Genomic DNA, 14,672 nt, shown 5'->3' with positions numbered 1-14,672 from the left:
TATGAAGGTAAAGAAGAATCCAGTTATATGAATGTCTCTGGATGAGGCGGTGATGATAATCGAGCTTAATAAACGACAGCAGCATATTTTAGAGATTGTAAAAGATAAAGGCCCTATAACAGGGGAGCAGATTGCAGAAAAGCTCTCATTAACACGGGCGACGCTCAGGCCGGATTTGGCAATCCTGACAATGGCCGGCTTTCTGGATGCCCGTCCCCGGGTCGGATATTTTTATACGGGGAAAACCGGTGCGCAGCTCCTCACTGAAAAAATAGGAAAGCTGACCGTCAAAAATTATCAGTCGATACCGGTAGTGGTAAATGAATCAGCTTCTGTCTATGATGCAATTTGTACGATGTTTTTGGAGGATGTAGGTACATTATTTGTCGTTAACCGGACTTCTCATCTTGTTGGGATTCTATCCAGAAAAGATCTGTTAAGAGCCAGCATGGGCAAACAGGATCTGGAATCCATGCCGGTCAACATTATCATGACTAGAATGCCTAATATTACAACGTGTGAACCAACAGATCTTCTACTGGATGTTGCTCAGATTCTTATTACAAAACAAATTGACGGGCTGCCTGTTGTCAATTTCAAAGAGACTGCTGGAGAGACCAAGATGGAAGTAGTAGGAAGAGTCACAAAAACCAGCATTACGAAAGCGTTTGTAGACATAGCGAACAACAAGATTGTTTAACAAACTCACCGGTAAAGAAGCCTGCTTGTTTACCGGTACTGTTTTCGCACGTGTTGCTGTTATTACTGAATACTTTGCGTTCCCGCAGGAGTGACGCACATCAATCAACAAATTCAACAATGCTCTTTAACACAGCCATTGAATAGGATAATAAAGCAGGGGTTTCGAGACTCCTGCGGAAATCAACACCCGGGTTTAACAATCATTAAGCTTTAATCAATGCAAGACTGTTTTCGTAAAAATCATTGCTTTAGCTAAAAAAAGTAATAAAGTCGAAGTACTGAGGCTACTGTGGCGTGTGGGCCAGGCAAGTTCCCGAAGAGCTATAGTTTTAGGAGGTTTGCCGGCACCGCCACGGATAGCGAAAGGCACGCAGGCTCCATCTTCATTTTCTGTTCTCTTAGAGAAGTGAAAATAACAACAATCGATGCGGAAAAAGCGTAATCCAAAGATAAGCATTATCCACGCCAATCAGATAAAAGAGCAGTGTAAACAGGAGGGCGTCTCCCTTTATCTGCTCTAATGCGGGAATCAGGAGGTCGAAAGCGTATGAGCAAACGTCCGGTTGTATATGTTCTATCCGACTCAGTGGGTGAAACGGCGGAGTTGGTCGTTAAAGCATCAGCAAGCCAGTTTAACCACACGGGTATCGATGTGCGCAGAGTCCCTTACGTTGAAGACGAGGGGACAATTGATGAAGTGATTGCACAGGCAAAGGAAGACAATGGCATCATCGCCTTTACTCTCGTTGTTCCTGAGCTGAGAGATTACCTCATACAAAAGTCCAGCCATGCCGGTGTGCCAATTCATGACATTATCACTCCGATGATGGATTTACTGGAAAAACGTACAGGGGAAAAACCCCGCCTTCAGCCAGGGTTGATTCATACTCTTGATGAAGACTACTTTCGCAAAGTCGAAGCTATTGAGTTTGCGGTTAAGTACGATGACGGACGTGATCCAAGAGGAGTGAAAAGAGCTGATATCGTCCTGGTCGGTGTTTCGAGGACATCGAAAACCCCACTATCACAATACCTGGCACATAAACGTCTGAAAGTAGCCAATATTCCTCTTGTGCCGGAAGTGGATCCGCCGGAGGAACTTTTTCATCTGGACAAGAAAAAGGTAATCGGTCTTAAAATCAGTCCGGAAAAACTCAACAGTATCCGCTCTGAGCGCTTGAAAAGCCTGGGGTTAAAAGAAGAAGCGAATTATGCTACTCTTAACCGGATTGAAGAAGAGCTGAGGTTTTCCGACAAAGTGATGGAAAGGATCGGATGCCAGTATATTGATGTGTCAAATAAAGCTGTTGAAGAGACAGCGAACATCATTTACAACATATACCGGAAAAACAACAATTAGTCCTGGCAGGGCTGACTAAGAGGGAATCCCCTCTTAAGTCAGCCCTTTTTTTCACTCCGGTTGTATTTGCGGAATAAAGGTGTTCACGGAAGACCGGAATAAATGGCCGGGAGGTTTCCTGACCCTTTACTGAAAAGTAACTAAAGAAAGCAGTAGTGATGAACATAAAAAATATATAAGTGCCAAATTTTAAAATCTCATTTAAAATGCTGGCGAAATCAATGCATTTACTTTATAATGAAAAATTGTGATTTATTTTTTTGTTTACAGAATGGAATATTGGAAAAAAGAACAAATAAATTTCAGATGTCAAGACTTTTTATCTTATTTTTGGTAAAGATAGTAAGTGTGTAATGAAAAAACGGCAGGAAAAGAAGGATTCGAACAGGAGATGTAGAATAGAGAATTATGTCACATAACTCCAGAACCGTTTTTATTGATGGAGATGCATGCCCGGTTCGTGATGAAGCTGTCAGGATATCCGGCCGGTATGATCTGCCTGTAGTATTGGTGAGTTCATATGCTCACGAAACAAGTAAAACGTTTCCCTCCCATGTTCAAAAAATCACAGTGGACCAGGAAGCCGAAGCTGCTGACATGGCTATTGTAAAAGGCGTTAAAAAGGGAGATGTCGTTATCACCCAGGACCATGGTCTTGCTGGATTACTTATTGCTAAGGGGGTTCATGTACTTACACCAAGAGGCAGAATCATTACAGATCTATACATTAATACGCTGCTGTCCATCCGGCACGATCAGGGAAAGCTCAGACGAGCAGGTAAGAAAACAAAAGGCCCTAAGAAGATGTCGAATGAAGACCGCAGACACTTTGAAAATCAGTTTGAAAAAATTCTGTCTAACAGGCAGGAATTTTGACGAATGAGGCGAATCTATAATAGCCATCCCTTAATAAAGAATGGTAATTTAGGGTGGTGAATCAACCTGAGTATGCGTATACCACAAGAAAAAATAGAAGAAATCCGAAAATCACAGGACATTGTTGATGTTATCGGTGATTATGTCCAACTAAAGAAGCAGGGCAGGAATATGTCCGGCCTGTGCCCTTTCCACGGTGAAAAAACACCTTCATTCTCCGTGTCTCCCGATAAACAGTTGTATCACTGTTTTGGCTGTGGAGCGGGCGGAAATGTCTTTTCATTTATTATGGAAATTGAAGGTGTCAGTTTTGTGGAATCGGTTGGTAAGCTGGCAGAGCGGGCAGGTATCCCCCTTCCCGAAGCCCCGGGTCAGACTCCCGAGAATTCAAAGGAACAGCGCAGAACCCGTTACTGGGTTGAAGCGCACAAACTGGCTGCAAAGCTCTATCAGCATGTATTACTGCAAACTGATGAGGGCAAAGAAGCAAAGCAGTACCTGGAAGAACGAGGGTTTGATGAAGAAACGATTAAAGAATTCCAACTGGGGTTTGCACCTGATTCGTGGGATTTTCTTACGTCCTTTCTGTCAAAACGGAACTATAACATGGATGAAATGATTGAAGCAGGTCTTCTTGCAAGACGGGACTTCGACGGAAAGCCATTCGACAGATTCCGAGGGCGAATCATGTTTCCCATCTGGGACCGTAAAGGCCAGACAGTTGGTTTCAGCGGGCGCGTTCTTGGCAGTGGCCATCCCAAGTACATGAACAGTCCCGAATCCGATCTCTTCAATAAAAGCCAGCTTCTGTATGCCTTTAACCGTGCCCGGCCATCCATCCGGAAAAAAAATGAAGTTATTCTGTTTGAAGGCTATGCCGATGTTATTTCTGCATACAGAGTGGGTATAGATAATGGTGTTGCTTCCATGGGTACTGCCCTTACGGACCGGCAGATCAAAATGCTGAAGAGAAATGCCGACAAGGCAGTCCTTTGTTTTGATTTTGATGATGCAGGTCAGAATGCGACATACAAGAATGCAGAAATGCTCGAAAGTGCAGGAATGAACGTAAGGGTTGCCAAACTCGAAGAAGGGCTTGACCCTGACGATTATATCAACCGGCACGGAGGAAAAAAGTTTAAAGAAGAAGTTCTTGAAGGAAGCCTGACATTAATGGGGTTTAAATTCCGTTATTTCAGGAAAGGATTAAATCTCCAGGATGAAGGGGACCAAATTGAATATGTTGAAAAAATGCTGAGTGAAGTAAGCAAACTGAACCGGGCGGTGGAACGAGACCACTATATCCGGCAGCTCGCTGAAGAATTCAATTTATCACTCGACGCATTAAAACAGGAACTCATCCAAATTTATAAGAGACGTAAAAAAGGCAGGAAAGACGAACCGGCTGAAAGAAAGCCGGAGAGAAAAAGACTGTCGGTTCAGGCCGGGAAAAGGCTTCTGCCTGCTTATGCAAATGCCGAGCGTTTTCTGCTTGCTCACATGCTTCAGGACGCTGAAGTAGCCTTCAGGGTTCAGGAAAAACTTGGAGCATCTTTTAATATAGATGACTATCATGCGATTGCTGCTCATCTGTACAGTTATTACGGTGAGGGTCACCTGTCTCTTGCGGGCTTTATCGAACAGCTGTCAGATGAAGGACTCAAGCGGACCGTGAGTGAACTTGCGATGATGACAATTAATGTTGAATTGTCTGAGCAGGAATTGAACGATTATATTAAACAAATTCTTAACTATCCCAAAAGGCTTGAGATAGAAAGAATGAAGCAAGAGATGAAAACATCACGGGATCCGAATGAGGCTGCTGTGATTGCTAAAAAAATAAGTGAAATGGAACAACAGCTTAAAAACAGCCTGTTAACATAGTGAGTGTCCGGCAGGGCATTCTCTAATACAAGAAGTTGTCGTGAACCAATGGAAGGAGGGATCGCATGGCTGAGAAACCTATTCGTCCTATGGCGGAAGGCGATCTAACCATCGATCAGGTGAAGGAACAATTAGTTGAACTCGGAAAGAAGCGGGGGGTGCTGACTTATGCTGAGATTACCGAGCGTCTCGCAGCATTTGATCAAGACTCTGAACAAATGGATGAGTTCTTTGAATACCTCGGTGAGCAAGGTGTCGAGATTATGAATGACAATGAAGGTGTCAGTGTCCCAAGTATGCAGCAAGTCGAAAAAGAGGATGAATTTGACCTCAATGACTTGAGTGTACCTCCCGGGATAAAGATTAATGATCCTGTCCGTATGTACCTTAAGGAAATCGGTCGTGTTCCTTTATTGTCAGCACAAGAAGAGGTCAGTCTTGCAAAGCGTATTGAAGACGGGGATGAAGAAGCGAAACGCCGTCTTGCCGAAGCGAACCTCAGACTTGTGGTAAGTATTGCAAAGCGTTATGTCGGTCGTGGTATGCTGTTCCTTGACCTGATCCAGGAAGGAAACATGGGGCTGATTAAAGCCGTTGAAAAGTTCGATTATAACAAAGGCTATAAGTTCAGTACCTATGCCACCTGGTGGATTCGTCAGGCAATTACCCGTGCGATTGCAGACCAGGCGAGAACGATCCGAATTCCGGTTCACATGGTTGAAACGATCAACAAGCTTATTCGTGTTCAACGTCAGCTACTTCAGGATCTTGGCCGGGAACCTTCTCCTGAAGAGGTCTCAAAGGAAATGGATCTTACCCCTGAGAAAGTCCGGGAAATCCTTAAGATTGCCCAGGAGCCCGTTTCACTTGAGACGCCGATCGGTGAAGAAGATGATTCTCACCTTGGTGACTTTATTGAAGACCAGGAAGCACTGGCACCTTCTGATGCAGCTGCCTATGAATTATTAAAGGAGCAGCTTGAAGACGTTCTTGACACCCTTACGGACCGGGAAGAGAATGTGTTAAGGCTGCGCTTCGGACTTGATGACGGGCGTACAAGAACACTTGAAGAAGTAGGAAAAGTGTTTGGCGTTACTCGAGAACGTATCCGTCAGATTGAAGCAAAAGCACTTCGTAAGCTGCGCCACCCGAGCAGAAGCAAAAGACTTAAAGATTTTCTTGAATAGAATATTTACTGAACCTGGATATGGGATAATACCCGTATCCGGGTTTTTATTTACCATAAAAGTGATAAATTTCATTTACATTCTGTTCCTGATAAATCTGCAGGTACCTCCGGGACAAGAACTTCTGGAATGAATAGTGATTTATAAAGATTTATTTAACCCTATTAAAATGGGGCTGATTTCTTTCGATATTATTAATATGACTCAATAAGATCGGCAGGGATCGTTTATGGATGACAGAAAAAAAATCATTATTCGTGAAATAGAGTATTGGAGAAAGAATCGTCTCCTCCCTGAAGTATACTGCACTTTTTTGTTACGCCTTTATGAAGATAAGGAACATGACCAAAATGAAAGGAGAAAAGGTCTGTTCACTGACTTTACATCCCTTTTATACATAACAATTGCCATTTCACTGATAGCGTTAACATTTCTTGTCATTTATTTTACTCAGTTTTCGTCGTCAATGCAAATAGCCTTGCTTTCCTTCATTTTGCTTGCCCTGGGAAGGGGGCTTTTCGTCACTTTCAGAAAGGGGTTGGCGGTTGTTCATATCTTTACCGGCAGCTGCGCTGTTCTCATGCTTTATACCCTTGTTTCACTGGCTCAAGCGATGTTTCCAGGGGCTAATGGAGCTTTGAATACAGTGGTTATCCTGGCGTGTATCACCTGGATGGCTGCAGGGTGGAAAACGGGCTTCGTTTATTTAATCGTCGCAGGAATTACCGGGTTATTTATGCTTACCATTGCGAGTGTATTTTTTTAAGAGAGTGCCTATGTTAAAATCATGTGTTAATTTACGCTCATTGCAGCGGGGGCGCCGATGAGCTTCCAAGAGGTTTATACCTGCTTTTTCCTCTGCAAGTAACGCTACGCAGATATGTGCGTCGAAGCAATTCGAAGCTGATTCGTGTTGTACTGCTCGTTGCTCCCGCAGGAGTGTCGCACATTCGCTGCAATCAACATTTTCAATAAATCAACAACACTCTTTAACACAGCCAAGGGAGTACGTTAGCCTTTATTACAGCAGAACGGTATAATGGAAACCAAGTCAAAAATAAAGGAGACATCTGTTTATGGAGGTCATTGCACACCGGGGGAATACATTTTATGCACCTGAAAATACGATGGCAGCTTTTTTATCCGCTGCATCCTATAATATAAGCGGAATCGAACTTGACGTGCAGTGGACGAAGGATGGTGTGCCGGTTGTTTTTCATGATGAAAAAGTTGACCGGACCACAAACGGAAGTGGATGGATCCGGTCATTTACATACAGGGAGTTAAGACAGCTTGACGCAGGAAGCTGGTTTGCCGGAAGATTCGGCGGAGAAAAAATCCCATCTCTTGAGGAAGTACTCGAATGGATGAAAGGTGAGGATATTACGTTGCATATGGAAGTAAAAAAGCCGCCGCGGCAATTTGAAGAGCTTCTGGATATGACGCTTGGGATGATTGAAAACCACGGGATGGCCCATAAAACAGTCGTCTCCACTTTTTATCACCCGCTCCTCACCTACATGGCCGGCCAGAAGAGAACGCATTTCCAGCGTGCATTCCTGACAAAAACCCCCTTGTTCAGGGGTATCCGGTATTTAAACAGTATTCAGGCACATGCGATTCACATCCGCCATTCCTATCAAGCTATGAGGTTCTATCCGTTGTGGGCAAAAAACGGTATACCTGTAAGAGCCTATACCATTAATCGTGAAAAAGAGGCCCTGAGGTGTAAACGCCTGAATGTTACCAGTATTATAACGGATGATCCGAAAACAATGACATCGTTATTTCATCAACCGGAACATTCACATGGTGAAAACAAAATTTAGACAGACTTGTTTTTGTATAAAGTTCGGGTAATTGTAACAGAATCTACAAGAGAGAGACAATAATTCGCCTTTCCTCTTTTCACTTAAACGTTTTTAGAGTAAAATATACTATAGCTTTGTTAAGCTAAACTTCGGGACCGGTTTGGTACTATCCCGGTTTAAGACTTACTGACATTTGAAGGAGGTACATACACATGAGAGGGAAACCCCTTTATCCGTTCCTTGTAACCGCTTTTCTCGGAATCTTACTAATGATCGTTTTATCCTTTGTTGGGAACGTCCAGCAAGCTGAAATTGCTCAGGAAGGCGAAGAAGGAGAAAACGGAGAAGCAGAAGAGCAAGAGTTCGACGATCCGATTGAACTTGGGGAACACGTCTATGAGCAAAACTGTCTTTCCTGTCACGGCGGTGACTTAGAAGGCGGCTCAGGACCTGCTCTTAATGACGGCTCATATGACCAGGAGGCTATTCTAACTGCGATTGAAGAAGGTCCGGGTTCAATGCCTGGCGGTCTTGTAAGCGGCGAAGAAGCTGAAGCCGTAGCAGAATATATCTTAAATGAAAATGAATAAGAAGATGAAAAAGAAGGGATGATCTGTTCCTTCTTTTTGTCTATTTAAAATACATACTGATTAGGTGAAAAAAATGAAACCACAAGAGTTATCTGAGCGATTAAAAAAAGTTGCTTCATACATTCCGGAAGGGTCCCGCCTTGCAGATATCGGGTCTGACCACGCGAAACTTCCTTGTTATGCCTTGGAAAGAGGCCTGATTATTACAGCAGTTGCCGGAGAGGTAAATGAAGGTCCATTAAATGCGGCCCATAGAAACATTCGCGCAAAGGGCATGGAAGAAAGTATTCATGCCAAACTGGGTGACGGCCTGCAGGTGCTGGACGGCGAAACGGTTGACGTCATTACAATTGCAGGTATGGGAGGTCCCTTGATTGTCAGGATTTTAGAGGACGGGAAAAAAAGACTGGGTGCTTCCGTTCAAAGGCTGATCCTGCAGCCGAACGTTGCTTCTGATCATGTCAGGAAGTGGCTCTATGACAATCAATGGTCGCTAATTGATGAGCAGATTCTTGAAGAGGATGGTCATATTTATGAAATCCTGGTTGCTGCAAGGAGTGAAGCACCGGAAGCAGTTTATAACAAACATGAGCTTGAAAAAGAGATGTGGCTTGGGCCGTTTTTAATGAAGCAGAAAAATTCAGCGTTTGAATTGAAGTGGTCTAAGGAAAGAGAACAACTGAAGAAAGTGAAAGAGCAATTGTCCAAAGGTGGAAACACAGCAGCATTAACCGAAAAGAAGAAGAAAATTGATCAATATCTTATATGGTTGGAGGAGGAGTTATCATGAAGCACGCAAACGGCCAGGCCATTATCCAGACGTTCGAAGCTTTCTCTCCGAAGCACTATGCTGTGGAGGGAGATAAGATAGGACTTCAGGTCGGAACGTTAAACAAGCCGGTTAAAAAGGTAATGGTAGCACTGGATGTCATCGAACCGGTGGTAGATGAGGCAATCGAGGCCGGTGTGGATCTCATTATCGCACACCACCCGATTATTTTTAAGCCGATAAAATCCCTTCGTACAGATCAGGTATACGGCAGGACGATAGAGAAGCTGGTCAAACACGATATTACCGTTTATGCTGCTCATACCAACCTTGATGTGGCACCGGGCGGCGTTAATGACCTTATGGCTGAAGCATTGGGTATTAAAGAGACGGAAGTCCTCGTAGAAACGTTTGAGGACCCATTGAAGAAGGTCGTGGTGTATGTTCCCGAAGAAAATGCACAACAGGTCAGAGAAGCTATGGGGCAGGCGGGCGCCGGTCACCTCGGAAACTACAGTCATTGTACCTTCAATACGAAAGGCACAGGAATTTTCAGGCCGGGAGAGGGAACGGACCCTCATATCGGGGAAAAGGGAAAGATGGAATATGTGGACGAAGTAAAGATTGAGTCTGTATTTCCTGCATCAATCGAAAAGCGTGTGGTTCGTGCGATGACGAATGCCCATCCTTATGAGGAAGTGGCTTATGACTTATATGAAATGGCGGTGCCGGGCAGCAAACTTGGCCTTGGAAGAATAGGTGAACTCAAAAATGAAATGACCTTAAAAGAGTTCGGTGAACATGTGAAAGAGGCATTCGGTGTAAGAGGTGCCAGAGTAGTCGGCGATTTGGATAAAAAGGTGAAAAAGGTTGCCGTTCTTGGCGGAGATGGTAATAAATATGTGAACCAGGCTTTATTTAAGGGCGCCGATGTATTTGTAACCGGTGACTTATACTATCATGTTGCACACGATGCAATGATGGAAGGTCTGATGATGGTTGACCCGGGTCATAACGTAGAAAAAATTATGAAACAAGGAGTGGCAGGTTTCCTTTCTGCTTTTATTGATGAAAATAAATACAGCACGGAGGTTATCACTTCCAAAGTAAATACAGATCCGTTTCAGTTTATTTAAGATCAAGAAAAAGGCTGCACCAGAGTCCTATGCCTCTGATGCAGCCTTTGATTTCGCTGTTGAATGGCGTTATTTGTCCTTCCTCCGGGTCCAGAGAAGGAAGATGAAGCCTGTGTGCTCTTTGCTTTCCGTGACGGTGCCTCCATTGCCACAGGAGTCGCAGACACTTCGGCACCATCAGAAAGGGAAAGCAACAATCTTTACGAAAAAATCCTTCATTCATTACTGCGCCTGTTTCTTTTTCACTTTAGGAAGGATTTTACTCATCCTAACCTGGCTGACGGTACTCCATGTTCCTGGATCTTCTTCATCAAATTGTTCAAGAAACTTGATGACTTCTTTTGTAATCGGAGTAGGTGTACTTGCGCCGGATGTGACAGCGACTTTTGAAATGCCTTTTAACCAGCTCAGATCAATCTCGTTGACGTTGGCAATTCGGTAGGCCGGAGTACCGGCGATTTCTTTAGAAACTTGTGCAAGGCGGTTGGAATTGTTACTTTTCGGGTCGCCAACAACTAAGAGAAGATCTGATTCTCCTGCTTGCTTAGCCACTGCTTCCTGCCGCACCTGGGTTGCCATACAAATTTCGTTATGAACCTCAGCATGAGGATATTTACTCAACGCTTTATTTATAATGTTTTTAACATCCCACTGACTCATGGTTGTCTGGTTTGTAATAATAATACGGTCAGAATCGATTGTGAGTTCTTCCACATCAGCTTCTGATTCAACAAGATGAACGATATCCGGTGCTACACCCATAGCCCCTTCAGGTTCAGGATGCCCTTTCTTACCTACGTAGATCACGTGGTAGCCTTCTTGTTTTTTCTCCCGGATCAGGTCATGTGTCCGTGTCACATCAGGGCAGGTTGCATCTACTGTTGTAAGCCCTTTTTCTTTAGCCAGTTTACGGACCTCCGGTGATACACCATGTGCAGTAAAAATCACCGTACCTTTATCCACTTTTTTCAGTATGTCGAGGCGGTTCGGTCCGTCAAGGGTAATAATGCCTTCTTCGTCGAAAGCATCGGTTACGTGTTTGTTGTGTACGATCATACCTAAAATATAGATCGGACGTGGCAGGTCCAGGTTTTCAGCTGCCTGCCTTGCAAGAACCATTGCGTCAACAACACCATAGCAATAGCCTCGCGGGGATATTTTTAAAACGTCCATATTTATTCATTCCTCCTAAGAGACATTATCAAATAAGTAAGTATCACCCCTCATTATAAAGCACATAAGTGAAAAGGGGAACCACCTTGCCTTTTGCAACGAAGTCAAAAAAAGGTGCCCCCTGCATCGGGAGCACCTTTGTTATTAAGCGCCTTGGGAGTTCTTCATAATGAATTCGTAGGCTTCTTCTTCAGAAATATCATTTACAAGCATTAATTCACTAGCGATGAACTGTTTGGCACGGTCCATGTTTTTTCGGTCTTCCATATGAAGTCCGTTTGTACGCTCGCCTTCTTTAGATGTCAGGTTGGCTATCACACTGGCAGCGTCCATGATGCAGCCGGTTTTCAAAAGGGTTTCATTTTCTTTTGAATACGGTCTTGCAGCTTCTTTTTTGGAGGCGTTGAGGTCTGGCTGACTTAATGCAGAAGCGAGTTCGTCGACTTTGGAAGTCTCAATCACTTTTCTGAGTCCGGATTCTTTAACGCGGCCTTCCGGAAGCATTAACGTAACGTGATTCAGTGGAAAGAAAACAACGAAGTAGTTAATTTTTTCGCCTAAAATATCTTTTTCTTCCATATCTTTAATGGTACCGGCACCGTGGTACGGGTAAACAACGTGATCACCGACTTTGAACATATACATTCCTCCATTACGGTTATAAGAGTTATTTTACCACAAAAAGATATAAATTAAAAATTTTACTATGATGGACAAGTTTCGTCAATACAAAATAAATAAGAAAGAAAAATCAGCCTTATTTTAAAAGACTGACTTTCTTTATACATAAAGCTTAGGGCCGGGGAGCCGGTCATCCTTTTTTGATATTCCGGGATTTTTTTCAGTCTTTTTCCCTGCCGGGCGCTTCCTGCGTTTTTTAACAGGCCTGAAGGAAGGCTTCTTTTTACTGACGGCAGCTTTTGCCGGTTTGTTGATTTCAACAACTTCTTCATTATCTGTGTCATTCGAATGATCTGTTTCATCCATTACGGCAGACTCATCGTCACTGTCACTGGCTCTCATGATAGCCATAAGCTGCGGGAGCGACTTCACAAGCGGGCCGTATTGCTGGACCATAGGACCTACAGTCTGGACTACCTGAACTGCTTTTTGTGCATTCTGGACAAGACCAAGAACAGAATTGATTCCGCCACCGCTGCTGACTGCATTTGTCAAAGAGGCGAGGGGACCCGCTCCCGCAGAGGCTCCGGCACCAGCTGAACTGCCGAATCCACCAAAGCTGCCAAACCCTCCTGCAGAAGACCCGGCTGCCTGTGCTCCTCCTCCAAAAAGCCGGGAGAGTAACCCGCCACCTTGTCTCATTGCAGCCTGCTGCGGCGGGCCGAAAGCAGAGCCGCCAAATGGACCGGCAGCTCCCCGGACCGGAAACATACCAGCTCCCGGACCGGGTCCTCTCATAAAGGGAGAGAAGGACGATTGACTTCCTGGTGGTAAGGGGCGTGGACCAAACATACCTACCAATCCTTTCACATGCAATGTATTCTCTTATTAGTTATATGCACACACATTGAATTGGTCTGGGCGGTGGTCTTTTTTATGGAGTTTTTGTATGGGAGGCACACAACCCTGACGTTACAGACTCTCCGTGGTCTTTCGAGGACAGGAAGGTAGTGAAGGTTATTACAGTCAACTCCGGATTACCGACCCTGCAGGAGCCCGTCAGAAGCCCTTTTTAAATCATTTGTAAGTGCTGCTGGCGCAGGATACCTTGTCCGTGTTAAAATATATAATTAGTGTATGCTGAGAAACAGTTATTTAGACGCGAAAAATGGAAAAAACAGGTTTGGTACAAATGCCGGACAAGTGTTTTAGGAAAGTAGGAAGAATAAATGAAGCATAATTTTGAACGATTTGAATTAAAGGGTTACATTATCGATGCCCTTATTGAGCAGGGAATTGATCTGCCTATGGAAATTCAGGAAAGGCTTATTCCGGCAATCCGGAATGGCTCCGATGTCATAGGACAATCCCAGACAGGAACTGGGAAGACACTTGCCTTTTTACTTCCCATCGTTGACCGTATAAATGAAGACAAACGTCACGTTCAGGCTGTTATTACTGCACCGACCAGGGAACTTGCCCAGCAGCTGTATGATGAACTCATGAAAGTACTCTCCCATTCAGAAGGAGCAGTGACTGCGAAGCTTGTGACCGGGGGAACTGACCGTGCAAGAATGGTTGAAAAACTGAAAAAACCTCCTCATATTGTTGTTGGAACGCCGGGACGCATAAATGACCTGGTAAAAGATAATGCCCTTGATGTTCATCATGCAGAAATGCTTGTTGTAGACGAAGCTGATCAGATGCTTGATATGGGGTTTATTGAGGATGTGGATCAGGCAGCCTCCCGAATGGGAGATGATCTGCAGATGCTGGTATTCTCGGCTACAATCCCGGAAAAGCTCCAGCCTTTTTTACGTAAATATATGAAGCAGCCCAAACATGTGAAGGTTGAGCCGAAACAGGCATCACCAAAGAAGATAGAACACTGGCTCATTCCAGACCGTGACCGGGACGTTAAAGATCTGGCCGTACAAATAGCAAAAGCCTTTAATCCATTCCTTTGTGTCATTTTTGCTAACTCAAAAGAAATGGTAGATGAAGTGTATCTTGCATTTGCTGAAGCTGGTTTGAACGCTGAAAAGCTGCACGGTGGAATCCCTCCGAGAGACCGTAAAAAGGTGATGAAGAAGCTAAGGGATGCAGAAGTTCAGTATCTTGTAGCTTCGGACCTTGTTGCCCGTGGGATTGATGTAAAGGGAATCAGCCATATCATCAACGCTGAACTTCCGACAGAGCTGGAGTATTATGTACACCGGGTTGGCCGTACCGCCAGAGCAGGTTGGGATGGAATTGCAGCAACGATCATAAACAGAAAAGACCAGCAGTCCATTGAAAAACTTGAATCACAAGGAATCCCATTTATATATAAAGACCTTAAAAAAGACGAATGGGTCGACCTTGAGCAGAAGATGCGCCGGAAACGAATTCAAAACCAGCCGGTGGACAGCGAGATTAAGCTTAAAACACCAAAACCTAAAAAAGTAAAGCCTGGATACAAGAAAAAAGCCAAGCTTCAAGTGGAGCAGGAGCGAAAGCGCCAGCGGAGGCTTGAAACCAAGAGAAATAACCGGGCAAAAAGAAAATAAAGAAAGCAATACAG

14 protein-coding genes are annotated in these 14,672 nt (G+C 44.2%); 11 read left to right on the top strand and 3 right to left on the bottom strand.

Going from position 1 to position 14,672, the window contains the following annotated elements; all coding sequences use genetic code 11:
* Window positions 1–52: 52 nt before the first annotated feature.
* From JSY36_RS15275 to JSY36_RS15230, 10 genes are all read left to right on the top strand, one after another.
* Window positions 53–700 (top strand): transcriptional regulator CcpN, encoded by a 648-nt coding sequence (locus tag JSY36_RS15275; protein ID WP_272873304.1) that lies wholly within the window; start codon window positions 53–55, stop codon window positions 698–700.
* A gap of 549 nt (window positions 701–1,249) precedes the next feature.
* Window positions 1,250–2,062 (top strand): pyruvate, water dikinase regulatory protein, encoded by an 813-nt coding sequence (locus JSY36_RS15270; RefSeq protein WP_205167019.1) that lies wholly within the window; start codon window positions 1,250–1,252, stop codon window positions 2,060–2,062.
* 408 nt (window positions 2,063–2,470) lie between these two features.
* Window positions 2,471–2,938, top strand: a complete 468-nt coding sequence (locus JSY36_RS15265) for a YaiI/YqxD family protein (protein WP_122896402.1) — start codon at window positions 2,471–2,473, stop codon at window positions 2,936–2,938.
* Between the two features lie 72 nt (window positions 2,939–3,010).
* Complete coding sequence (dnaG, locus tag JSY36_RS15260) at window positions 3,011–4,822, top strand: DNA primase (RefSeq protein ID WP_236784982.1); 1,812 nt, start codon at window positions 3,011–3,013, stop codon at window positions 4,820–4,822.
* A 65-nt stretch (window positions 4,823–4,887) separates the two neighbouring features.
* On the top strand, window positions 4,888–6,009 hold the full coding sequence (rpoD, locus tag JSY36_RS15255; protein WP_122896404.1) for an RNA polymerase sigma factor RpoD: 1,122 nt from the start codon (window positions 4,888–4,890) through the stop codon (window positions 6,007–6,009).
* 229 nt (window positions 6,010–6,238) lie between these two features.
* Window positions 6,239–6,775, top strand: coding sequence for a hypothetical protein (locus JSY36_RS15250; protein ID WP_205167018.1), 537 nt, complete (start codon window positions 6,239–6,241; stop codon window positions 6,773–6,775).
* Between the two features lie 310 nt (window positions 6,776–7,085).
* Window positions 7,086–7,838, top strand: coding sequence for a glycerophosphodiester phosphodiesterase (locus JSY36_RS15245; RefSeq protein WP_205167017.1), 753 nt, complete (start codon window positions 7,086–7,088; stop codon window positions 7,836–7,838).
* Between the two features lie 194 nt (window positions 7,839–8,032).
* Window positions 8,033–8,410, top strand: a complete 378-nt coding sequence (locus tag JSY36_RS15240; RefSeq protein WP_205167016.1) for a c-type cytochrome — start codon at window positions 8,033–8,035, stop codon at window positions 8,408–8,410.
* A gap of 73 nt (window positions 8,411–8,483) precedes the next feature.
* Window positions 8,484–9,200 (top strand): tRNA (adenine(22)-N(1))-methyltransferase, encoded by a 717-nt coding sequence (locus JSY36_RS15235; RefSeq protein ID WP_205167015.1) that lies wholly within the window; start codon window positions 8,484–8,486, stop codon window positions 9,198–9,200.
* Complete coding sequence (locus JSY36_RS15230; protein ID WP_205167090.1) at window positions 9,194–10,315, top strand: Nif3-like dinuclear metal center hexameric protein; 1,122 nt, start codon at window positions 9,194–9,196, stop codon at window positions 10,313–10,315. Before JSY36_RS15235 ends, JSY36_RS15230 begins: the two co-directional genes overlap by 7 nt.
* A 222-nt stretch (window positions 10,316–10,537) precedes the next feature.
* Here the strand turns inward: JSY36_RS15230 and JSY36_RS15225 are convergent, their stop codons facing one another.
* From JSY36_RS15225 to vrrA, 3 genes are all read right to left on the bottom strand, one after another.
* The gene (locus JSY36_RS15225; protein ID WP_205167014.1) at window positions 10,538–11,488 is read right to left on the bottom strand and encodes a 4-hydroxy-3-methylbut-2-enyl diphosphate reductase; all 951 of its coding nucleotides are present in this window, start codon (window positions 11,486–11,488) and stop codon (window positions 10,538–10,540) included.
* A 144-nt stretch (window positions 11,489–11,632) separates the two neighbouring features.
* Entirely contained in the window at window positions 11,633–12,127 is a 495-nt protein-coding gene (locus tag JSY36_RS15220) for a CarD family transcriptional regulator (RefSeq protein ID WP_122896410.1), read from the bottom strand.
* 141 nt (window positions 12,128–12,268) lie between these two features.
* Window positions 12,269–12,880 carry a VrrA/YqfQ family protein gene (gene vrrA / locus JSY36_RS15215; RefSeq protein WP_205167013.1) on the bottom strand — a complete coding sequence of 204 codons (612 nt, stop codon included), beginning with the start codon at window positions 12,878–12,880 and terminating at the stop codon, window positions 12,269–12,271.
* A 458-nt stretch (window positions 12,881–13,338) separates the two neighbouring features.
* Between vrrA and JSY36_RS15210 the strand changes: the two genes are divergently transcribed.
* Window positions 13,339–14,658 carry a DEAD/DEAH box helicase gene (locus JSY36_RS15210; protein WP_205167012.1) on the top strand — a complete coding sequence of 440 codons (1,320 nt, stop codon included), beginning with the start codon at window positions 13,339–13,341 and terminating at the stop codon, window positions 14,656–14,658.
* Window positions 14,659–14,672 lie beyond the last annotated feature (14 nt).

The organism is Alteribacter salitolerans (genome assembly GCF_016901055.1).
Taxonomy (GTDB): domain Bacteria; phylum Bacillota; class Bacilli; order Bacillales; family Salisediminibacteriaceae; genus Alteribacter; species Alteribacter keqinensis.
The sequence above is the reverse complement of the archived record's forward strand: the minus strand, read 5'-3'. Positions and strand labels throughout refer to the sequence as shown.

Coding starts and splice junctions, on each gene's coding strand:
- JSY36_RS15240 (WP_205167016.1), top strand. CDS start 8,033: ATGAGAGGGAAACCCCTTTATCCGTTCCTTGTAACCGCTTTTCTCGGA.
- JSY36_RS15210 (WP_205167012.1), top strand. CDS start 13,339: ATGAAGCATAATTTTGAACGATTTGAATTAAAGGGTTACATTATCGAT.
- vrrA (WP_205167013.1), bottom strand. CDS start 12,880: ATGTTTCCGGTCCGGGGAGCTGCCGGTCCATTTGGCGGCTCTGCTTTC.
- JSY36_RS15235 (WP_205167015.1), top strand. CDS start 8,484: ATGAAACCACAAGAGTTATCTGAGCGATTAAAAAAAGTTGCTTCATAC.
- JSY36_RS15270 (WP_205167019.1), top strand. CDS start 1,250: ATGAGCAAACGTCCGGTTGTATATGTTCTATCCGACTCAGTGGGTGAA.
- JSY36_RS15250 (WP_205167018.1), top strand. CDS start 6,239: ATGGATGACAGAAAAAAAATCATTATTCGTGAAATAGAGTATTGGAGA.
- JSY36_RS15220 (WP_122896410.1), bottom strand. CDS start 12,127: ATGTTCAAAGTCGGTGATCACGTTGTTTACCCGTACCACGGTGCCGGT.
- JSY36_RS15265 (WP_122896402.1), top strand. CDS start 2,471: ATGTCACATAACTCCAGAACCGTTTTTATTGATGGAGATGCATGCCCG.
- JSY36_RS15225 (WP_205167014.1), bottom strand. CDS start 11,488: ATGGACGTTTTAAAAATATCCCCGCGAGGCTATTGCTATGGTGTTGTT.
- dnaG (WP_236784982.1), top strand. CDS start 3,011: ATGCGTATACCACAAGAAAAAATAGAAGAAATCCGAAAATCACAGGAC.
- rpoD (WP_122896404.1), top strand. CDS start 4,888: ATGGCTGAGAAACCTATTCGTCCTATGGCGGAAGGCGATCTAACCATC.
- JSY36_RS15275 (WP_272873304.1), top strand. CDS start 53: ATGATAATCGAGCTTAATAAACGACAGCAGCATATTTTAGAGATTGTA.
- JSY36_RS15245 (WP_205167017.1), top strand. CDS start 7,086: ATGGAGGTCATTGCACACCGGGGGAATACATTTTATGCACCTGAAAAT.